Origin of the sequence: Mucilaginibacter aquatilis (genome assembly GCF_009755275.1) — a bacterium.
Taxonomy (GTDB): domain Bacteria; phylum Bacteroidota; class Bacteroidia; order Sphingobacteriales; family Sphingobacteriaceae; genus Mucilaginibacter; species Mucilaginibacter aquatilis.
This window is the reverse complement of record NZ_WQLA01000005.1, coordinates 230,644-251,739: the sequence shown is the minus strand read 5'-3', so window position 1 is coordinate 251,739 and position 21,096 is coordinate 230,644. Positions and strand designations below refer to the sequence as shown.

General features: G+C 42.6%; 15 protein-coding genes. 8 read left to right on the top strand and 7 right to left on the bottom strand.

Annotation, left to right across the window (positions count from 1 at the left end; genetic code table 11):
- The first annotated feature begins 53 nt into the window (after nt 1-53).
- Nucleotides 54-1,328 carry a hypothetical protein gene (locus tag GO816_RS13755; protein WP_157542512.1) on the top strand — a complete coding sequence of 425 codons (1,275 nt, stop codon included), beginning with the start codon at nt 54-56 and terminating at the stop codon, nt 1,326-1,328.
- Between the two features lie 3 nt (nt 1,329-1,331).
- Here GO816_RS13755 and GO816_RS13750 read toward each other — a convergent pair whose 3' ends face one another.
- From GO816_RS13750 to kbl, 4 genes are read right to left on the bottom strand one after another with little or no spacing between them, the layout of a single operon-like run.
- A complete protein-coding gene (locus tag GO816_RS13750) occupies nt 1,332-1,916 on the bottom strand; it encodes a TetR/AcrR family transcriptional regulator (protein WP_157542511.1) in 585 nt (194 codons plus the stop codon).
- A gap of 3 nt (nt 1,917-1,919) precedes the next feature.
- Nucleotides 1,920-2,333 (bottom strand): Rieske (2Fe-2S) protein, encoded by a 414-nt coding sequence (locus GO816_RS13745; RefSeq protein WP_157542510.1) that lies wholly within the window; start codon nt 2,331-2,333, stop codon nt 1,920-1,922.
- A gap of 3 nt (nt 2,334-2,336) precedes the next feature.
- Nucleotides 2,337-3,371: a phenylalanine--tRNA ligase subunit alpha gene (gene pheS, locus GO816_RS13740; protein ID WP_157542509.1), complete on the bottom strand. Its 1,035-nt coding sequence runs from the start codon at nt 3,369-3,371 to the stop codon at nt 2,337-2,339.
- Between the two features lie 42 nt (nt 3,372-3,413).
- A complete protein-coding gene (gene kbl / locus GO816_RS13735; RefSeq protein ID WP_157542508.1) occupies nt 3,414-4,604 on the bottom strand; it encodes a glycine C-acetyltransferase in 1,191 nt (396 codons plus the stop codon).
- Between the two features lie 130 nt (nt 4,605-4,734).
- Between kbl and GO816_RS13730 the strand changes: the two genes are divergently transcribed.
- The 6 genes from GO816_RS13730 (at nt 4,735) to GO816_RS13705 (ending at nt 15,748) form a co-directional block, all read left to right on the top strand.
- Nucleotides 4,735-7,242: a DUF5686 family protein gene (locus GO816_RS13730; protein ID WP_157542507.1), complete on the top strand. Its 2,508-nt coding sequence runs from the start codon at nt 4,735-4,737 to the stop codon at nt 7,240-7,242.
- A gap of 144 nt (nt 7,243-7,386) precedes the next feature.
- Nucleotides 7,387-8,343 carry an oxygen-dependent tRNA uridine(34) hydroxylase TrhO gene (gene trhO / locus GO816_RS13725; protein WP_157542506.1) on the top strand — a complete coding sequence of 319 codons (957 nt, stop codon included), beginning with the start codon at nt 7,387-7,389 and terminating at the stop codon, nt 8,341-8,343.
- Nucleotides 8,344-8,475: 132 nt separating this feature from the next.
- Nucleotides 8,476-9,996, top strand: a complete 1,521-nt coding sequence (locus GO816_RS13720) for a glycoside hydrolase family 28 protein (RefSeq protein WP_157542505.1) — start codon at nt 8,476-8,478, stop codon at nt 9,994-9,996.
- Nucleotides 9,997-10,048: 52 nt separating this feature from the next.
- Complete coding sequence (locus GO816_RS13715) at nt 10,049-11,302, top strand: glycoside hydrolase family 28 protein (protein WP_157542504.1); 1,254 nt, start codon at nt 10,049-10,051, stop codon at nt 11,300-11,302.
- Between the two features lie 39 nt (nt 11,303-11,341).
- Nucleotides 11,342-13,795 (top strand): beta-galactosidase GalB, encoded by a 2,454-nt coding sequence (gene galB, locus GO816_RS13710; protein WP_157542503.1) that lies wholly within the window; start codon nt 11,342-11,344, stop codon nt 13,793-13,795.
- An 84-nt stretch (nt 13,796-13,879) separates the two neighbouring features.
- The gene (locus tag GO816_RS13705) at nt 13,880-15,748 is read left to right on the top strand and encodes a glycoside hydrolase family 97 protein (protein WP_157542502.1); all 1,869 of its coding nucleotides are present in this window, start codon (nt 13,880-13,882) and stop codon (nt 15,746-15,748) included.
- 89 nt (nt 15,749-15,837) lie between these two features.
- On the opposite strand, the gene glmS is transcribed toward GO816_RS13705, so the two are convergent.
- The 3 genes from glmS to GO816_RS13690 form a co-directional block, all read right to left on the bottom strand.
- Nucleotides 15,838-17,673 (bottom strand): glutamine--fructose-6-phosphate transaminase (isomerizing), encoded by a 1,836-nt coding sequence (glmS, locus tag GO816_RS13700; RefSeq protein ID WP_157542501.1) that lies wholly within the window; start codon nt 17,671-17,673, stop codon nt 15,838-15,840.
- A gap of 123 nt (nt 17,674-17,796) precedes the next feature.
- A complete protein-coding gene (locus GO816_RS13695; RefSeq protein WP_157542500.1) occupies nt 17,797-19,227 on the bottom strand; it encodes a DUF4270 family protein in 1,431 nt (476 codons plus the stop codon).
- Nucleotides 19,228-19,243: 16 nt separating this feature from the next.
- Nucleotides 19,244-20,068, bottom strand: coding sequence for a glycogen/starch synthase (locus GO816_RS13690; RefSeq protein ID WP_157542499.1), 825 nt, complete (start codon nt 20,066-20,068; stop codon nt 19,244-19,246).
- A 157-nt stretch (nt 20,069-20,225) separates the two neighbouring features.
- Between GO816_RS13690 and panC the strand changes: the two genes are divergently transcribed.
- Nucleotides 20,226-21,065, top strand: coding sequence for a pantoate--beta-alanine ligase (gene panC / locus GO816_RS13685; RefSeq protein ID WP_157542498.1), 840 nt, complete (start codon nt 20,226-20,228; stop codon nt 21,063-21,065).
- Nucleotides 21,066-21,096: the final 31 nt, after the last annotated feature.

Below are 21,096 nucleotides of genomic sequence, written 5' to 3'. Positions count from 1 at the left end.
TTGGCAAGCAAGAACAAATCCAAAGTCAAACATCCGAATTCCGAAATCCATCCATGTTATTCGAAGAGTTTTTTAAAAAGAAGAAAATAAATCTTGCTACCCTTGAACAAGGGCAGCCGGACTTGTTTTCGGAATTTAAAGAGCACTATGCGCAGATGGGCGAGAAAAGCTTTGACCATACTAAAAAGTACTGGTTTAATAAGTTACGCCATGAGTATCCACTACCTGTAGAGGTTAAGGAAGAGAAAGTTCGCCTTGAGAACCCAATTGCCGAACAAACCGTGGCCGACGCTTTAACCGAGCCAACACCACAGGGTGAACTTGATAAGTTAGGTTTCAAGCCCAAGTTTAAAGCAGGAACAACACCAGTACCCAAACCTGCTGAAAACGCTCCCTTACCGCAAACTACAGATCAGGCCAAACAAGAACCAGCCGAAGCACCAGCAACATCGAAACCTGCTGCCGAACCTGTAAAAATGGGTTTCAAGCCTCGTTTCAAAGCAGGAGTTACCAAACCGGCAGAAGAGGTAACGCCTACACCGGCATCTGAGGCAACCAATGACAATAGCACTTCTCCTGCTGCACAACCTGCCAAATTGGGCTTTAAGCCGAAATTTAAGGCTGGCGTTACAGGCAAACCGGTCAACGAGAATTCTATACCTGTTGAATCATCAACGGAAAGCAATAGTGCTATCACGGATACTGAAACTGCAAAAGAAAATGCTTCGGTTGATGCAGCTACAGATAAGCCTGCAAGCACAACTGTCAAACCCGGCTTTAAACCACGCTTTAAGGCTGGCATAACTACAAGTAAGCCTGTTGAAGAAAAGCCCGCTAATATTGCACTAGAAAACACAACGGCTGACACGGAAGACAAACCTGCTATTGATGTAGCAGTGGAGTCAGTAGAACAGCCTACGACGCCAAAATTAGGCTTTAAACCACGCTTTAAGGCTGGTATAACTACTACCAAACCGACAGAGGAAAAGCCTGCTGAGTCCATATCAGAAAGTAGCAAGGAAACAACGGAAGAGGCTTCAACAGAAGTGTCATCCAACGAAGATGAAAAACCGGAAGCACCTGCTGCACCTAAATTAGGTTTTAAGCCACGGTTTAAGGCCGGTGTAACTACTACCAAGTCGGCACCATCTGAAGAAGAGAAAACAAAAGAAACTGCTCAACCCACTGAAGCCGTAACTCCTGCACCTAAAGCAGAAGAAAGTACTGCTCCTGCGCCAACCACACCGCCCGCAAAGCAGCCATATAAGCCTCGCTTTAATCCAGGTATGATGAAGCCTAAGCCTCCTGCAGAAGGCGATAAGGAATAATTATTAATTTACGGTAATGGCTGCCTTAACCAAATAAGGCAAAATTTCTTTTTGAAAGGATACGAAATTCTTGCGTACATCAGCGTCACTTACCGAAGTAAAGGCAAAGCTAAAAACAATATTTTTACTGCACTTAATTAAAAACCTGATGCGCTGTTGATAGCTTTCATGCTTACGCATACCTGTAAGGCGCATAAACGAGCTTACCAAAAGATCTTCTAACTCATTTGAAAGGTTACGCAAAAATTCCTGAGAGTTAGTTGACTCACGGATGAAGTCCCAGCCTATGAACTCATTACACACGGTGTAAGATAAACGGCAGGTTTTCATGATAAGGTTAGTAAGGTGTGTTTCCTCATCCATATCGGGCGTATCGGTATGAATAAGTTCATCCACACTCACCTGTATGTAATCCATTAGCAGTGAGTGCAAAATGGCCTCCTTGCTTTCAAAATACTTATAAATGGTTGCCTTGGCTATTTTAGTCCTCTTGGCAATTTCATTAACACTGGTTTTATGGTAGCCAAATTTGCGAAACAGCTCCTGGGCCGAACGCTTTATGCTTTCTCTTATTTTATCGGCTTCCATGTATCAATTATACACAAATATGCTAACATTATTAACTGACACGCTGTACGTGCGCAGTGAGCGTGTTGCCGGTGCCTTAACCGGAGAGCCATCGCTCAATAAAAATTTTGAACCGCTGCAGGGGTCTGTAGCGGTAAGGCCGGTATCATCAATGGTTACGGCGCAGCGCCTTTCAGGCTGATAGCTGCTGCAGCGGTCAAACGCAACGTAGCTGCTGGCTGAGGCCCTGTAAATAATGATACCTGATACGCCGCCCGGAACGGTTACTGAGCCGCCTATTGCATTCAAGCGGCTTAAGCGAGGGTCGGTAAGTGGTGCCTGATAGTTGACCGCAACACTAGGTATATAGCTTTGGTCTTGTTTACCACATGCGGTAAGTGTTAGTATAAGCCCTATCAGGCAAACCAATATCCTCATTAATTACACTATTTCGGTTTTAAATTGCTTTAAAAAGCGCACATCATTTTCCGAGAACAGACGTAAATCGCGTATAACGTATTTAAGGTTGGTAATACGTTCAATGCCCATACCAAATGCAAAACCGGTATATTTTTTACTATCAATGCCACAGTTTTCAAGTACGTTAGGATCAACCATACCGCAACCTAAAATTTCAACCCAGCCACTATGTTTACACATATTACAGCCGGCACCTTTACAAATGGTGCATGATATATCCATTTCGGCCGATGGCTCGGTGAACGGGAAGTACGAAGGGCGGAAACGAACCTTGGTACCTTCGCCATAAAGCTCCTGCACAAAGTGAAAAAGCGTTTGCTTCAGGTCGGCAAATGATACGTTTTCATCCACATACAAGCCCTCAACCTGGTGAAAAAAGCAGTGAGCGCGTGCAGAGATAGCTTCATTACGGTATACACGGCCCGGCATAATGGCGCGGAACGGAGGTTTGCCGTTTTCCATCATCCGTACCTGCACCGATGAAGTGTGTGTGCGCAAGGCAATACTATCCTGACCACCATCTTTGGTGATAAAGAAAGTATCCTGCATATCACGGGCAGGGTGCTCCTCTGGGAAGTTAAGCGCAGAAAAATTATGCCAGTCATCTTCTATTTCAGGTCCTTCGGCTACAACAAAGCCTAAACGCTTGAAAATGTCAATAATTTCATTGCGAACCAGCGACAACGGATGGCGTGAACCCACAGCAAAACCTTCGCCGGGCAAAGTCAAATCCTGCTGGTTGGTGCTTGTAGTAAGCTGCGAATCAAATTGCTCTTTGAGTTCCTGGTGTTTTGCTTCAGTTAATTGCTTAAACTGGTTAAGCACTTTACCTAAGGTGCGTTTCTCTTCGGGTGTAGTGCTTTTGAACTGCTCAAAAAGGTCTTTAATTAAACCTTTGGTGCCTAAAAATTTAATACGGAAAGTCTCCAATTCGTCGGCATTTGCCGGTGAAAATGCCTCAACCTCCGCGGTATATTTATCAATTAATTCCTGCATTATAGTTAGCCTTACCTGGCAAAGATACGTCTTTTAAAAGCTTTATTTAATTACACCTAATTCCTTACCTACTTTGGTAAACGCAGCAATAGCTTTATCTAAATGCTCTTGCTCATGCCCTGCCGAAATTTGTACGCGGATACGTGCTTTGCCCTGTGGTACTACAGGGTAATAAAAACCTATTACGTAAACACCTTCTTCGAGCATACGGGCAGCAAATTGCTGCGATAGTTTGGCATCGTATAACATAACCGGCACAATTGGATGCACGCCCGGTTTAATGTCAAAGCCCGCTTCGGTCATTTTTCGGCGGAAGTATTGGGTGTTGGTCTCCAACTTATCGCGCAATGTTGTGGCTTCGCTTAGCATGTTCAAAACAGTGATTGATGCACCGGCAATTGAGGGAGCCAAAGTATTTGAGAACAAATACGGGCGCGAGCGCTGGCGCAGCATATCAATAATTTCCTTACGGCCTGATGTAAAACCGCCCGATGCACCGCCTAATGCCTTGCCCAAAGTACCTGTGATAATATCAATACGATTCATTACGTTGTGGTGCTCATGGGTACCACGACCGGTTTTACCCATAAAACCAGAGCAATGGCTTTCATCTATCATTACCAGGGCGTTGTATTTATCGGCCAGATCGCAAATTTTATCTAACTGCGCAATGGTACCATCCATGCTGAATGCCCCATCAGTTACAATTATGCGGTGGCGCAGTTGCTGGGTTGCTTTAAGTTTTTCTTCCAAATCGGCCATGTCATCGTGTTTGTAACGATGGCGCTGCGCTTTGCACAAACGTATACCGTCAATGATTGATGCATGGTTCAGTTCATCGGATATAATGGCATCCTGATCGTTAAACAATGGCTCAAAAACTCCGCCGTTGGCATCAAAAGCAGCAGCGTAAAGGATGGTGTCTTCCGTTCCTAAAAATTCTGAAAGTTTTGCTTCCAGCTCTTTGTGTACATCCTGCGTACCGCAAATAAAACGAACAGAGGATAAGCCATAGCCATGATCATCAATTGCTTTTTTTGCTGCCTCAATCACTTTGGGGTGTGATGACAGGCCTAGATAATTGTTAGCGCAAAAGTTTATAACCTCCTGCCCGCCCAGCACTTTTATATCGGCAGCCTGAGGAGAGGTAATAATACGCTCTTTTTTATATAGTCCGGCCTTTTCAATCTCGGCCAATTCCTGCTCTAAAACCGGTTTCAGGGTGTTATACATGGGTGTGAGTTTTTAAAATACAAAGTTACGCATTAATGATTTATTACTGATAACTGCTACTCATTAGAAATTAATTAGCTCTAAAACAAACATTTTCAGCACAAAAGATATATACATAAATATCTGATTCATGAAAGCACCTTTATTATTCGCCTTTTTTATTGCCGCTACGTTGCAGGTATGTGCTCAAACCTACCGTTTGTCGGGCAAAATTGTTGATGAAAAGAGAAACCCTGTCTCTTTTGCATCGGTTTATATACGCAATACCACTTACGGCACCACCGCCAACGAAGACGGGTTTTACGAGTTCAAGCTTACCCCGGGCACATACAATGTTGTGTTCAGGTATGTGGGCAACCTGGAGAGGACGGAGAAAATTACGGTAACCAGCCACGATGAGGAGTTGAACATGACCCTTGCCAACGAGCCATTTGCGTTACAGGCCGAAACCGGTACAGGTGACGAAAAGGATGCAGGTGACGACATTATCAGCAAAGTAATCGATAAGCGCGAGTATTATTTAAAGCAGGTTAATGAGTATTCATGCGTAGTTTTTGTAAAGGGTGTACAACGCCTTACCAAAGCTCCGCAAAATCTTATGACCCGTGATGTAAGGCGCATGCTGCAACTTGATGTAAACGGGAGAGGCATTTTATACCAGTCAGAATCGCTTTCGAAATACAATTTCAAAAACCCCGACTATGTAAAAGAGGAAATGATTGCCTCAAAAACAGCCGGACAAAATACTGCTTTTAGTTATAACAAAGCATCTGACTTGCAGGTTAACTTTTACAAAAACAACTTTGATATTGAGGGCCTAAGTGGCCGCGCATTTGTATCGCCGTTTGCATCAAATGCACAACGCTTTTATAACTACAAGCTAGTTGGCCGATCGGTAAAAAGCGGCAGGCGTATTGCCAAAATACAGGTGATACCAAAACGTAAAAACGAAGCTGTATACCAGGGAAATGTTTATGTAGTGGAAGGGGATTGGCGCATATACGGCGTTGACCTGAATTTAACCAAAGAGCAGGCTAACATTAACCTGGTTGATACCTTGAACATCAGTCAGCAGTATATTCCAATAAATGACAGTGTTTGGCTGCCAACATCTACCTTGTTTGATTTTCATGGCGATGTACTTGGCTTTAAATTTAAAGGATATTATTTAGCCATTTACAATAATTACAATGTTAATCCAAGCTTTCCAAAAGGATTTTTTAACGGGGAGGTAATGCGTGTGGATACACAAGCAAGTGCTAAAAATGGACGCTACTGGGCAAACAACCGGCCTGTTCCGTTAACCACACTTGAAGAGCGCGACTACAAGAAAAAGGACAGCATATTTGCCATTCAAAACACGCCTGAATATCTCGACTCATTAAATAAGAGCCGTAATGGCTTCAGTCCGTTGAGCTATCTGATATTCGGATATCAGAACTACAACCGCGAAAAGCGGCAATCATTTTACCTTGAACCTTTTTTACAAACTGTGTTTTATAATACGGTTGAGGGTTGGGGTATAAACGCCAAAGTTCATTACATAAAGGGCTTTGATAACGGACAGTCGTTTAGCGTTACGCCCGAATTGAGGTATGGCTTCGCAGCAAAAATGTTTAATGCCAATGTTGGCTTTACCTACAATTATAACCCTTCCACCCAATCGGTACTATCGGCAAGGTTTGGTAGCGATGTTCTTGATTTAAATAATGCAGGCACAAGGTCGCTGTTGTTTAATACGCTTAGCTCTTTACTATATGAAAATAACTACATTAAACTGTACCGTACACATTTTGGCGTAGTTGCGTGGCAACATGAGCTAACAAACGGCTTATTGCTGAATACGCAGGTGTCATATGCCGAGCGCCAGCAATTGTACAACACATCTTTTAACCATATTTTTGATAACAAAAACAAGCAATATACGGCCAACAATCCTTTAGCTAACCCGCCAACCGTAGAGTCAATGTTGTTCCCAACCAACCAGGCGCTTACTGCCAAGGCTTCGTTAACCTACACCTTCAGACAACAATATGTAGTAAGGCCCGATGGAAAGTACTTCGAGCCATCGTTATATCCAAAAATCAGGCTTAATTACCGTAAGGGCATCAACGGTGTGCTTGGGTCAGATGTAAATTATGATTTTGCATCGTTAGATGTGTTTGACGACCGCATGAAAATAGGACTTATAGGTTTCTCGGCTTTCAAGATAACCGCTGGTACATTCCTTAACCGCAAGAGCTTGTATTTTATGGATTACAACCACTTCTTTGGTAACCAGGGAACAACCTTTAATCCAACTATCGGCAGCTTCCATTTTCTTCCATTTTATGAATTTAGTACTAACCGCTCATTTATTGAGGCGCACTACGAACATAATTTTGCAGGCAACTTCCTGAGTAAAATACCATTGGTACGTAAGCTTAAACTGGAAGAACTGATAGGAGTAAATTATCTTGCCCAGGGTAAAAACAGCACTCCAATAAGTAATACCGGCCTTATGCAGCCTGTAAAAGGGAGTTATACCGAAGCTTACATTGGTATACAACGCTTTATATTCAGGGTTGATTACGGTATAGCGTTTGACGGAAACCGCAAGGCTATACAAGGCATAAGAATATTTTACGGCATAAGATAACACAATGTGTAGGTGAGTAATTGCAATGTGCAAACAGGTAACCGTTTGCATTAGTTGCTCATCTGCACATCCACTTGCACATCGGCGCTCAAAATCTTACCTTTGCAGCTCATTAAACGCTGTTTGCAGCAGTATCAATGTTTTATGGCAAAGTACAACACCTTACTTTACTATTGTTACTCAACAATAGCTGATGCGGAGCAATTTGCTGCCGATCATTTAAAATTTTGTAAAAGCTTAAATTTAACCGGGCGCATTATTGTAGCCGATGAAGGTTTAAATGGTACCGTATCGGGCACGCCCGTGGCTTGTAAAGCCTACATGGATGCCATCTACGCCGATGGTAGGTTTAACGCTACTGAGTTTAAAATTGATGAAGTAGATGAACCGTCTTTTGTGAAGATGCATGTTCGCTACAAGTCTGAAATCGTACACTCTGGCCTGCGTGATCCTAATATCATTGATCCTAAAAAGCAAACTGGTAAGCATTTAGAGCCTGCTGAGTTTTTAGCCATGAAGGATGATGAGGATGTGATTGTGTTGGATGTACGCTCTAACTATGAGCACTCAGTTGGTCGCTTCAAGAATGCCGTTACGCTGGATATTGAAAACTTTCGCGATTTCCCTTCAAAAATAAACGAGCTGGCAAAGTATAAGGACAAAAAAATACTTACCTATTGTACAGGAGGCATTAAGTGCGAAAAGGCTTCGGCTCTTTTGCTGCATGAAGGTTTTGAGAATGTTTACCAGTTGCATGGTGGCATTATTAAATATGGTAAAGAAGCCGGGGGTGAGGATTTTGACGGAAAGTGCTACGTGTTTGACAACCGCTTAACGGTTGATGTAAACAGCGTAAATCCAACGGTAGTATCAACCTGTTATAATTGCGGTAAGGCAACTGACAAAATGATTAATTGTGCTAACCCTGAGTGTAACGAGCACTTTACACAGTGTGACGAATGCGGCACGCAAATGGAAGGCTGTTGCTCTGCCAGTTGCCAAAGCCATCCACGTAAAAGGGTTTATGACGGTACGGGCTATTATGTTAAGGTTCCGCAGCCTGTTAACGTAACCAAAAAAAGTAAAATACAGTTAGCTTAATAATTATACAAGGGTCGCTTAAATAAGCGGCCCTTTTCTTTTTTTACCAGCTTTAAAGCTTGTTATCAAGACGGAGCAGGATGGCTAATAAAAACCTAAAAATTAGTTTTACCATGCCAATTAACCTGTATAATGAAAAACCGTCTATTCCTGTTTGTCCTCTTTTTACATGCCGCAATTTTGGGTTATGCAGCCACGGCACCAAAGCAATTGCTTGCAGCACCCGGAACCATTTCGGCTACATCGGCCACTATGGTTTGGGAAAACACCGCAGGCAGCACTCTTTATCACGTTATGCTTAATGGTAAAGAAGTTGGTACAACAAATAAAACCAATTACATCATTGCAGGTCTCAATCAGTTACAAACATATAGCTGTGCAATAAAAGCTGAAGATGCCGCCGGAAAACTATCAGCAGCGGGAAAAGCTGTTAAGTTTACCACAACACCACAGGGCAAAGTGATAACTGTTACTGATTTTGGTGCCAAAGGCGATGGTATTACCTTAAATACTAAAGCAATACAAAAAGCAATTGATGCTTGTGATGAGTATGGCACCGTAATTATACCTGAAGGAACTTTTGTAAGTGGCGCGCTGTTTTTAAAAAGCCGCATGACGTTGCAAATTAATAAAGGCGGTACACTTAAAGGAAGCGCTAATACCGAAGATTACGAGCCGTTTATTAACAACCGCTTTGAGGGCTGGGAAATGAAAACCTATGCAAGCCTTATTAACGCAGGTACAATGGACAGCAAGGGCAATTATACAACCAGCCAAATATCAATAAAGGGCGAGGGTACTATTAGTGGCGGAGGAGGAGCTTTAGGAAAGGCGATGATTGCGAAACATGGTATGCGCAGCCGAGGCCGCTTAATCATGCTGCTGAATTGTAAAGATGTTGAGTTACAGGGACTGCAAATAAAAGATTCGCCTTGCTGGACTATTCATTACATATATAGCAAAGGCATCACATGCCATGACATGAATATAGTGAGTAACGCTCACAACGGCGACGGATTAGACCCTGATTCATCTGATGATAGTTACATTTTCAACTGCTCGTTTTCAACCGGTGATGATTGCATTGCTATTAAGTCTGGCAAAAACCCTGAGGGCTATACTATTGGCCGGCCAACCCGTAATGTACAAATAACATACTGTGATTTTACTCGTGGGCATGGCATATCAATAGGTAGTGAAATGTCGGGAGGGGTAAGCGATGTGTTAGTTAGAGACTGTACCGCTGGGGCCCTTTTGCATGGCATGCAAATAAAAGGCACCAAAGAGCGGGGAGGCTACGTTAAAAACGTAACCGTAACTGATTGCCAGCTGCTGAAGATCACTATATTTTCGGCATTAAACTATAATAATGACGGCGCCGCGGCTCCCGAGCCACCTATGTTTGAAAACTTCAAATTCGCCAACATTGATTTAACTAAGGCTACGTTAAAAGATCCTGTCATTAACATTAACGGGTTTAAAGATGCGATGCATAAACTTAAAAACGTTAGGTTCAACAACATAATGCTGCCTGATGGTGCCAAGGTAGTAGTAAATGATGCGCAAAATGTAAGATTTGTAAATGTCAAAACCCTTAACGGAAACAAGCCGGAGTATACCTTAAACAATAGCACCGAAACTACTTATCAATAACCGTAAACAGTAGAGTTCAGGCTCAATTATAAAAAACGATAAATCAGTATATATGATCAGGAAAATACTTTTTATAGCCGGTTTGGCAACACTAGCGTTTGCTGCACATGCGCAGGATTATGTTATAACCAAATATGGTGTAAAAAACGGCGACAGCACTAAATTAAATACTAAAGCAATACAGGCGGTAATTGACAGGGCTGCAAAAAAAGGTGGCACAGTAGTCATTCCAAAAGGTACCTTTTTGAGCGGTGCCTTGTTTTTTAAGCCTAAAACCAAATTGCGGTTGGAGAACGGCGCAGTGCTTAAAGGATCAGACAACATTGCAAACTATCCGCTTATCCCATCGCGTATGGAAGGACGTTCGCAAAATTATTACGCAGCTTTGGTTAACGCTTATAAAGTACCTGGCTTTAGTATTACGGGTCCGGGTACTATTAACGGCAACGGTGCAAAGTTCTGGAACTACTTTTGGTTCTACCGCGATTCAATGAAACGTGTAGGCAAAGAGGCCACCAACCTTGAGGTTCATCGCCCGCGCCTTGTTTTTATCTGGGGAAGCAATAAAGTAAAAATCAAAAACGTTAAGCTGCATAACTCCGGTTTTTGGACAACTCACCTGTATCAAAGCAACAACGTTGTTATAGAGGATTGTGACATACGCTCGCCTTACAAGCCAGTGCCTGCTCCAAGCACCGATGGCGTTGATATTGACGTTTGTAAAAATGTAACCGTGCGCAATTGCTATATATCAGTAAATGATGATGGTGTTTGCATTAAAGGTGGTAAAGGGCCTACCGCCCATAAGCTGCCCGAAAATGGTATTGTTGAAAATGTGTTGGTAGAGGGCTGTACGTTTGGTGAATCGCACGCGGCGCTTACTTTTGGGAGCGAGAGTATACATGCCCGTAACGTGGTAATGCGTAACTGCAAAATCAATAGTACAACGCCGCTTTTTCGCTTTAAAATGCGCCCCGACACTTACCAGCATTTTGAGCAAATCACTGTTGAGAATATTACCGGCAAAGCCGGCGTAATATTTGAAATTGCGCCATGGAAACAGTTTTTTGACTTAGGTGGCAGCACCGAAAAACCATTTGGCACCGTAAATGATATTACCATCCGCAATATTAAAATTGAGTGCGACCAGGTAGCGCAAATACAAGGCAATCCCAATGATAAAGTATCGGGCATAACGTTTTCTAACATTGAGGCAACCGCTAAAAAGCCGGGTATTAAAACCGCGTATCAGGGTGTTAAGCTTGAGAATGTGGTGATTAACGGTCAACCCTACACTTTAAAATAAATTTGTAATTTGCGGGCTCACCAACCCAAAAATTACTTAATGAAACGTTTATTGCTAACTGCCATCCTAGCGCCGGCAGTGCTAACAATTAGTGCGTATAAGCTAAAGGCACAAGAACGCAAAGAATACCTGTTAGACAAAGGCTGGGCATTTACCCGTGGAGAGCAGGCTGATGCCGCTAACCCAACCTTTAATGATAAAAAGTGGGAAACGGTTACTATTCCGCATGATTGGGCTATTAAAGGGCCGTTTGATGGTAATAACGACATTCAGAAAGTAAAAATTGAACAAAACGGCGAGCAAACGGCATCGGTTAAGTCGGGCCGTACAGGTGGTTTGCCGTTTATTGGTATAGGCTGGTACAGGCTTAAGTTTAGTGCCCCTCAATTTGCTGCAGGTAAAAAGGCTTCACTAATTTTTGATGGAGCCATGAGCAATGCCAAAGTCTATGTAAACGGCAAAGAGGTTGGCATGTGGCCTTATGGTTACAACTCTTTTCACTTTGATGTAACCAATTACTTAAAACCCGGTGCTGATAACATTTTGGCTGTTCGTCTTGAAAACAAGCCACAGTCATCGCGCTGGTATCCGGGCGCAGGTTTGTACCGTAATGTACACCTGGTGGTTACAAACGATGCTCATATACCTGTTTGGGGAACATACATTACTACTCCTGTTATTGAAAAAGATTTTGCCCGCGTACAAATACAAACCAAGGTAACGGCAAATAATTTCAGTGCACTTAAGCTGGTAACATCTATTACCGACCCGCAGGGTAAACAAGTGGCCGAAGGTTCATCAACATTGGCTCAAACAGATTTAAATACATTTTCACAAAGCATTGCTGTTAAAAGCCCTCAGCTATGGTCGCCTGAAACACCGGTGCTTTACACTGCAACTTCAAAGGTTTATGATGGCAGCAAACTGGTTGATGAATACACTACCAAATTTGGTATACGCTCAATTAAGTTTGAAGCGGGCAACGGCTTTTTTTTGAACGGCAAAGTACGCAAGTTTAAAGGCGTATGTAATCATCATGATTTAGGGCCATTGGGTGCCGCCATTAATAAAGCTGCACTACGCAGGCAGCTGGCTATTTTAAAAGATATGGGTTGCGATGCCATCCGTACCTCACATAATATGCCTGCTCCGGAGCTGGTTGAGCTTTGCGATGAAATGGGCTTTATGATGATGGTTGAATCATTTGATGAGTGGAAGACACCCAAGGTGAAAAACGGCTACAGCAATTATTTTGATCAATGGGCCGAAAAAGATATGGTGAACATGATTCATCGCGACCGTAATCACCCCAGCGTTATCATGTGGAGCATTGGTAACGAAGTGCCCGATCAGCGTGCTGCAAACGGCCAGAAAATTGCCAAGTTTTTGCAAGACATTTGCCACCGCGAAGACCCAAGCCGTCCGGTAACTGTGGGTATGGATAAAATTGATGCCGCTCTTACCAACAACTTTGCAGCTGTAATGGATATTGCAGGGTTTAATTACAAACCCGCCCGCTACGAAGAAGCTAACCTGAAACTGCCTCAAGGATTTATTTTAGGTACAGAAACAGCCTCAACCGTTAGCTCAAGAGGTGTTTATAAATTCCCGGTTGAATTTTACAAAGAAAAGCAATACGATGATAATCAAAGCTCATCATATGACTTTGAGGCTTGCCCGTGGTCGCAGGTGCCTGATGATGAATTTGTAAAGCAGGATGACTTGAAATTTGTAATTGGTGAATTTGTATGGACGGGATTTGATTATTTAGGAGAACCTACACCTTATGATACCAAATGGCCGTCGCACAGCTCATATTTTGGTATTATTGATTTGGCCGGTTTACCTAAAGATCGCTTTTACTTATACCGTGCTAACTGGAATACCGAAAAACCAACCCTGCATGTACTTCCACACTGGACATTCCCGGGCCGGGAAGGGCAGGTTACCCCTGTTTTTTGCTACACAAGCTATCCATCGGCCGAGTTATTTGTAAATGGTAAAAGCATGGGCAAGCAGGAAAAAAGCAAGGCCAGCAATCAAAACCGCTACCGCTTAATGTGGAAAGATGTTGTTTATCAGCCCGGAAATATTAAGGTTGTCGCTTATGACGCTAACGGCAAAATTGCTGCCGAACAAACTATTAAAACAGCCGGCAAACCACATCACATTGAGTTAACGGCCGACCGCGCAACCATTGATGCCGATGGTAAAGATCTATCGTACATTACCGCAAAGGTTTGTGATGCCAATGGTAACCTATGCCCTGATGCAACTAATTTATTAAGCTTTAAAGTAGCTGGTGCAGGTAGTTACAAGGTAGTAGCCAATGGCGATGCTACCAACTTGCAACCCTTCCACAAGCCGCAAATGAATGCATTTAGTGGTATGTTGGTGGCAACCGTACAATCAGCCGAAAAGCTCGGAAAAATCACCTTTACAGCCTCAGGCAAAGGCCTGAAAAACGGCGTAATTACTTTAACAAGTAAATAGTTTCAGCATTGCTCTCAGGAGCAATGCTCCTTGTTTCTTCAAACGAATAATCAGTATTACATAATTTCCGATACCTTAAAATAAATGAGAATATTAAAAGCCGCTACAGTAGCTTTACTGATTTTTGCTGCTACATCAGCTTTTTCACAAAGCCAAACAGTTAACATATCAAGCCCGGATAAACGAATTGTATTAACCGTAACAAGTGCTGATAAAAAGCTGAGTTATGCGGTTAAGGCAGATAACCAATCCATCATCAACAAATCGGCGCTGGGTTTGGTAGCTGATGGTGAAAATTTGGGAGAAAATGCGAAAATAACGGGTAAAGCTATAGTAAGCATCATAAATGAAAGTTACCCTGTTATAGGCAGTCATACAAAAGCCGTTAATCATGCCAATGAAGCTCAAATTCCGTTTACGGCTCAGGGTAAATCAATGGCACTTATTGTAAGGGTTTATAATGATGGTGTTGCTATAAGATATATCATTGCATCTGCCCTGAAACATATTGACGCCGAATGCACTGCCTGGGCCTTGCCACAGAATGTAAAGAAGGTAGCCTGGGCTGATTTTCATCAGAGCTACGAGGGTGTAAATTATGTGACTCCACTTAATGAAGTGCCCGAAGGGAAGGTTATAATGCCGCCCGTAACTTTTCAGGCCGGGAATTATTACGTTGCTTTATCCGAAGCCGACTGTGAAAGCTTTGCCGATATGGCGCTCACCCGCACCGGTAATACCTTCAGCGTAGCCTATCCCTTTGCTGAAAAGGGATGGAATGTAATACAACCATCAAAGGATGTTTACTTAAACGGAACATATAAAGGCAAAATGGTGTCGCCTTGGCGTACAACGCTTATTGCGCGGTCATTAAACGAATTGGTTAACTCTGATTTAATTACCAACCTATGTCCGCCGCCTGCTAAAGGAAGCGACTTTTCATGGGTTAAGCCTGGTCGTAGCTTATGGCAGTGGTGGAGCGTAGGCGCACCAAAATTTGAAGATCAGCAAAACTGGTATAATGCCGCTGCAAAACTTACCTGGGAATATTACCTGGTTGACGATGGGTGGCGTAACTGGAGACAGCCCGGCAAAGATCAGTGGCAATTGCTGAAAGAAGTGATTGACTATGGGAAAACCGTAGGTGTAAAATCATTAGTTTGGGTTGATTCAAAAGAGTTTAGGAAAGCACCTGAGCGCCGTGCCTACCTACAAAAGGTTAAAGATGCCGGTGCCGTAGGTATCAAAATTGACTTTATTCCTGATGCTGATGCCGACATAATGCAGTGGTATGCGGAAACGCAGCAGGACTGTGCCAGGCTAAAGCTGTTGCTTAACTTTCATGGCAGCGTAAAGCCAACCGGCCTCAATCGTACTTATCCTAACGATATTACCCGTGAAGCCATACGCGGCAACGAATATCACATGACAAAGTACAAAAGGGTTATGCCTCCACAGCATGACGTAACTGTACCGTTCACCCGTTATCTTAATGGTCCGGCCGATTTTACATCAGTTATACTTAATCCCGATGAGTTGGCCACTACAAAGTTTACCTGGTCGCATGAATTTGCACAAGCTATAGTTTATACCTCGCCAATAATTCACTTTGCCGATAAATATCAATTATACCTTGAAAACCCTATGCTTGATTTATTTAAGCAGGTACCCACCACCTGGGATGAAACAAGGGTGCTATCATGCAGTAGCTTAGGTGACGTAGTTGCCTATGCACGCCGCAAAGGTACTTCATGGTGGATAGGGGTAATGAATGGTGGCAACGAACGTGAAGTTAAGATACCACTTAACTTCCTGACAAAACCTGTTAAAGGTATGCTGATATACGATGGAGAAACAAACACCAGTGTAAATAAAAACGAGCAAACCGTTACGCCGAAAGATGTACTTACTATAAAGCTGCGCCCCAGCGGTGGTTTTGTGGCTAAACTTTAATCAACAGTATTTCTATCGCATAATTAACAAAAAGAGCCGTCCTGCTAATAGCAAGACGGCTCTTTTTTATGGATACTAAACGGTATTAATTATTCAACAGTTACCGACTTAGCCAGGTTACGGGGCTGATCAACGTTACAACCGCGCATTACGGCAATGTGGTATGATAATAGTTGAAGTGGAATTGTAGCTAACAGCGGTACAAATGGTTCGGCTGTTTGAGGAATTTCAATGGCGTAGTCTGCCATGCCTTTTACCTCGGTATCACCTTCAGTTACAATTGCAATTATATGTCCGCCACGGGCTTTTACCTCCTGAATATTGCTGATAACCTTTTCGTAGGATGAGTGCTTGGTGGCAATTACTACTACCGGCATTTCATCATCAATAAGGGCAATTGGTCCATGCTTCATTTCAGCTGCAGGGTAGCCTTCGGCATGTATGTATGATATCTCTTTTAGCTTTAATGCACCTTCTAAAGCAACCGGGAAAGAGCTTCCACGCCCAAGGAAAAGGCAATTGCGGCTGTCTTTAAACTTCGCTGCAATGCTTTGTATATGGTCGTTAGCTTTAAGGGCTTTTTCAACAAGCTCAGGTATTTCGTTTAGCTCGGTTAAATACTCAATGAGTTTGTTACGGGCAATGGTGCCGCGTTGTTGTGCAATGTAAAAGGCAATAAGCGTTAAAACGCTCACTTGTGCGGTGAAGGCCTTGGTTGATGCTACACCAATTTCGGGGCCCGCATGTGTGTAAACCCCGGCATGCGTAGTACGCGGGATAGAAGCACCCACTACGTTACAAATACCAAAAATGGTAGCGCCCTTTTCTTTAGCCAGCTCAATGGCAGCCATGGTATCGGCCGTTTCGCCCGATTGTGATATGGCTATTACCACATCCTTTTCGCTGATGATAGGATTACGATACCGGAATTCAGATGCGTATTCAACCTCAACTGGTACACGTGCGTATTCTTCAATAAGGTATTCGCCTACTAAACCTGCATGCCATGATGTACCACACGCAACTATAATAATGCGGTCAACGTTTTTAAGCTTGTCGGCATACTCTTTTAAGCCACCCAGTTGCACCTTACCTTGCTGAGGGTATATACGGCCACGCATACAATCGCGTATTGAGCGGGGCTGTTCATATATCTCCTTTAGCATAAAGTGCTCGTAGCCGCCTTTTTCAAGCATCTCAAGCTGGATGTCTAACCGTTGAATGTATGGTACCTGAACGGTGTTGTCAATATTCTTGATAAGTAAATCATCGCGGCGTATATATGCAATTTCATTATCGTTAAGATAAATTACATTTTTGGTATACTCCACTATAGGCGTAGCATCAGAGGCTACAAAATATTCACCTTCACCAACGCCTATAACCATCGGGCTGCCTTTGCGGGCTGCAATGATCTGGTCGGGTTCGTCGGTGCTCATAATAACAATGGCATAAGCGCCTACAACTTTTGTTAAAGCTATGCGCACCGCCTCCCTTAATTCAAGGCCGGTTTCGTTTTGTATATCCTCAACAAAGTGAATCAAAACTTCGGTGTCGGTATCGCTCTTAAAAACGTGCCCTTTAGCCAGTAAAGCCTCTTTAATAACAGCGTAGTTCTCAATAATGCCGTTATGTATAATTGTCAGCTTACGGTTTCCTGATGAGTGGGGGTGTGAATTACGATCACTTGGAGCACCGTGTGTAGCCCAACGTGTATGACCCATGCCTAAAGTGGCCTGGGTGTTTATGCCCTTAACAAAGTTTTCTAAATCGCTTACTTTGCCGGCTTTTTTGTAAACCTTAAGTTCTTTATCTAGCAAAGCTACGCCGGCACTATCGTAACCACGATACTCTAACCGGTGTAAGCCTTTAATTATAATGGGATAGGCATCTCTGTGACCTATGTAACCTACAATTCCGCACATAATATGAAATTGAATTAAAATGTATTAAAACGAAAAAATGCTGTTAGCAGTATATACTATCTTACTAAGAAGTCCCAAATATACTATTGCAAAAAAAATCCCCGCTAGGCAGGGAATTTTTATTTAGTTATTTTTAGTATAAATGACATTCAGCTTGATTCTGGTTGGCGAGGATTTTTTGTTTCCTGTGGCAATAAGTCTTCCCGGCGATTGAAAGCTTGGGGCTACATCAACAAATGTTGCCCTGGCCAGTGTATCAATAGCGCCTATGTAAGTGCCGTAATCCTGCGTTTTGCCGCTAACCAAATCCTGCAAATACCCGGTTACCAAAAAGTGGTATTCTTTTTTTGATTTGATGTAATTGCCGCCAAATTCAAGAGAACTGAAAAAGCGCGGATCATATACCGAGCGGCCATCACTTGCGGCATCAGGCAATTGCTGGCGTTGCAAAGTATTAGCCAGCTTGTATAGCGTTAATTGTGGTGATGGCAAAAACGGTGGCAAATCAGTACCGGGCTCTGGTGAAACAACCAATTCGGCACGGTTAATGGCGATGGTTTTCAAATCAACGTTGCCAAACATATTTTTAACATTCGGGATGCTTACCTTAGTACGTAATCCTAATAAGCCCTGAATGTAAAATAAATCGTTTGATGTGGCGGTGCTGTTTAAAGCCGATTGTACCTCACTTGAAAATGCTCTTGATATTTCAGCCACATGAGTGCCCATTCCTAACGATACTACACCTGTATCAATAGTACCACCATTGTTAGCGCGGTAATAAACCTTTATGGCGCTGTTATCAAGGTTAAACATCAGGTTTGCGCCGGTTTCAGATGGCTGATTGCGTTGCAGGGTTATGTATAACCCTCTGATGCTGTTTTGAAAGGTAGAATTACCCGTTACAGTTGCTGCATTGAACAGGTACTGCGTTACTTTTGATGGCTGTAACGATACTCTTAAATGCGGAGCAGCATTACGCACCGTATCAGCTTTGCCAACAACGGCGTCTGTTACCTTCACGTTGGTGTTTGGCCTTGCATTATATGGGCCGGCTTTACTTGGGTTTACCCAATTATCACTTTCGGTAGTCCAGTGCTTGTTAGCCTGGTAGTTTTGATTTAAGGGCTTTTCCTTTAACTGGAATACGTTTACCTTAAATTTTGAGTTTAATGAATCACCGTAAAAGCCTTGCGTATAATAAAGCTCCAATACAACAGAGTCGGCAGTAATTGTTCCGGTAGGAATGGTGTAAGCAGAGCGGCCAGGCAAGTAAATACCAGTGGCTATATTGGAGGTAATTTCACCCAATCGCGGATCTCGTAAAGATGCCAATGGCGTTTTAGCCACCGGATTTGATTGCCCTAAATCAACTCTTGCTGTAGAAACAACATTCTCTGTATCAGTTTTAACCTGTATATCATCATAAACAAGCAAAGTTCCATTAATTTCCTGGTCGCCAATTGGCAAGCCAATATCATTTTGGTTTTTGCAACTGTTTAAAATAAAAAGACTTATCAACAGGGTTAATAAGTCTAATCTCATAAATTTCATATATCTATTCAAATCTTTATGCAACGTTTACCAACTCATCATTGGTTATTTCGTCGTAAAAATTGTAATAATTTTCGAAATCAGCGGTCTGTTCGAATTCTAAAACAGGTTTTTGGCTGTTTTTAACATAATTTAACACATCTGCATCAACGGTTTCGGTAGCAAGTACAACAGCGTCGCTGTATTGTACTGCACCCTCATGAAGTGCATTGTTAGTGCCCGCTTTAAATATTTCAGTATGGCTTTCAGTCATATCGCTCATTACTGCTTTTTGAGCAAAATCTGCAGCAAGTGACTCATTGAACTCGTTGTTATAAATTGAGTAAACCACCTTTGAGTGTTTAAAGGTTGGATCATCTTTATAAGTAGTTTTCAAATAAGTAGGTACCAGTGCGCTCATCCAGCCGTGGCAATGTACAATATCAGGCGACCAGCCTAACTTTTTAACAGTTTCCAATGCGCCCTTGCAGAAGAAGATCATGCGCTCATCGTTATCGGCATAAAACTTTCCGTCTTTGTCGTTAAATACGTGTTTGCGTTGAAAGTACTCTTCGTTGTCCAGAAAATATACCTGCATGCGTGCTGCCGGTATAGAGGCCACTTTAATAATTAGCGGATTGTCATTGTCATTAATAATGATATTCATTCCCGACAAACGAATTACCTCATGAAGCCTGTTCCGGCGCTCATTAATATTTCCAAACCTCGGCATCAAAATACGAATTTCAAAACCTTTGTCCTGCATGGCTTGCGGCAGCTGGCGGGTTATTTCAGAAATTTTTGTGAGCTCAAGGAAGGGAGACATTTCGTGAGTTATGAACAGAAGCTTAGATTTACCCATCTCTATATCAATATTAAGTTTTATGTAAGACCTCAAATAAAATTTGAGTGTGCAAATATACACATTATCTTATGAACTATCAACGATTTATGCAAGTTTGTTTTGGTAATAACAAACTTATTATACACCTTTGCCCACTTTTTTAATTAGTTTTTAGTTGAAAGTATTTAACACCAAAAACGCCCTTAAAGAGCATCTCAATGCCCTTCGCGCTGCCGGAAAAACCGTTGGTTTTGTACCCACAATGGGTGCCTTGCACCAGGGGCATTTATCATTGCTTGAACGTGCACGCCAGGAGTGTGACGTAACTGTTTGCAGCATATTTGTGAACCCCACCCAATTTAACGACCCTAAAGATCTGGAAAAATATCCGCGACCTATTGAGGCCGATATTGAGAAACTTGAGGCGGCAGGTTGCGATGTTTTGTTTAACCCAGAAGTAAATGAAATGTATGCCGGCAATGAAAATTGGCATTTAGATATTGGTGAACTGGAAACTTTGCTTGAAGGAAAATTCAGGCCTGGGCATTACCAGGGTGTTACCCAGGTTGTAAACAAGCTGTTTAGCATAGTGGAACCCAATAAAGCTTTCTTTGGTCAGAAGGACTACCAGCAGGTAATGGTTATACGCCGTATGATACAGTTACTTGATGCGCCTGTAGAATTAGTGATGTGCCCTATAGAGCGTGAACCCGACGGGCTTGCCATGAGTTCACGTAATATCCATTTAACAGAAACTGATCGCCGTCATGCACTTGTTCTTTCACAGGCATTATTTGAAGCTAAATCCTCCTTTGAAAAAGGCGCTACCTTAAATGATGTTCAAAGCCATGCAGCTGAATTAATTAGCAATGAAGGGGATACCCAACTTGAATATTTTGAACTTGCCGACGGTAATACCCTTAAACCGGCACAGGCAGGCAGTGACAGTATTGTTGCTTTGGTGGCTGCCCAGGTAGGTAAAACGCGCCTTATTGATAATGTGATAATACGGTGATATCACGCCTTCGTATTTAATTACTAACTTT

Coding starts and splice junctions, on each gene's coding strand:
- GO816_RS13695 (WP_157542500.1), bottom strand. CDS start 19,227: ATGAAATTTATGAGATTAGACTTATTAACCCTGTTGATAAGTCTTTTT.
- GO816_RS13720 (WP_157542505.1), top strand. CDS start 8,476: ATGAAAAACCGTCTATTCCTGTTTGTCCTCTTTTTACATGCCGCAATT.
- GO816_RS13750 (WP_157542511.1), bottom strand. CDS start 1,916: ATGGAAGCCGATAAAATAAGAGAAAGCATAAAGCGTTCGGCCCAGGAG.
- galB (WP_157542503.1), top strand. CDS start 11,342: ATGAAACGTTTATTGCTAACTGCCATCCTAGCGCCGGCAGTGCTAACA.
- GO816_RS13755 (WP_157542512.1), top strand. CDS start 54: ATGTTATTCGAAGAGTTTTTTAAAAAGAAGAAAATAAATCTTGCTACC.
- glmS (WP_157542501.1), bottom strand. CDS start 17,673: ATGTGCGGAATTGTAGGTTACATAGGTCACAGAGATGCCTATCCCATT.
- GO816_RS13730 (WP_157542507.1), top strand. CDS start 4,735: ATGAAAGCACCTTTATTATTCGCCTTTTTTATTGCCGCTACGTTGCAG.
- GO816_RS13745 (WP_157542510.1), bottom strand. CDS start 2,333: ATGAGGATATTGGTTTGCCTGATAGGGCTTATACTAACACTTACCGCA.
- GO816_RS13690 (WP_157542499.1), bottom strand. CDS start 20,068: ATGGGTAAATCTAAGCTTCTGTTCATAACTCACGAAATGTCTCCCTTC.
- pheS (WP_157542509.1), bottom strand. CDS start 3,371: ATGCAGGAATTAATTGATAAATATACCGCGGAGGTTGAGGCATTTTCA.
- trhO (WP_157542506.1), top strand. CDS start 7,387: ATGGCAAAGTACAACACCTTACTTTACTATTGTTACTCAACAATAGCT.
- GO816_RS13705 (WP_157542502.1), top strand. CDS start 13,880: ATGAGAATATTAAAAGCCGCTACAGTAGCTTTACTGATTTTTGCTGCT.
- GO816_RS13715 (WP_157542504.1), top strand. CDS start 10,049: ATGATCAGGAAAATACTTTTTATAGCCGGTTTGGCAACACTAGCGTTT.
- kbl (WP_157542508.1), bottom strand. CDS start 4,604: ATGTATAACACCCTGAAACCGGTTTTAGAGCAGGAATTGGCCGAGATT.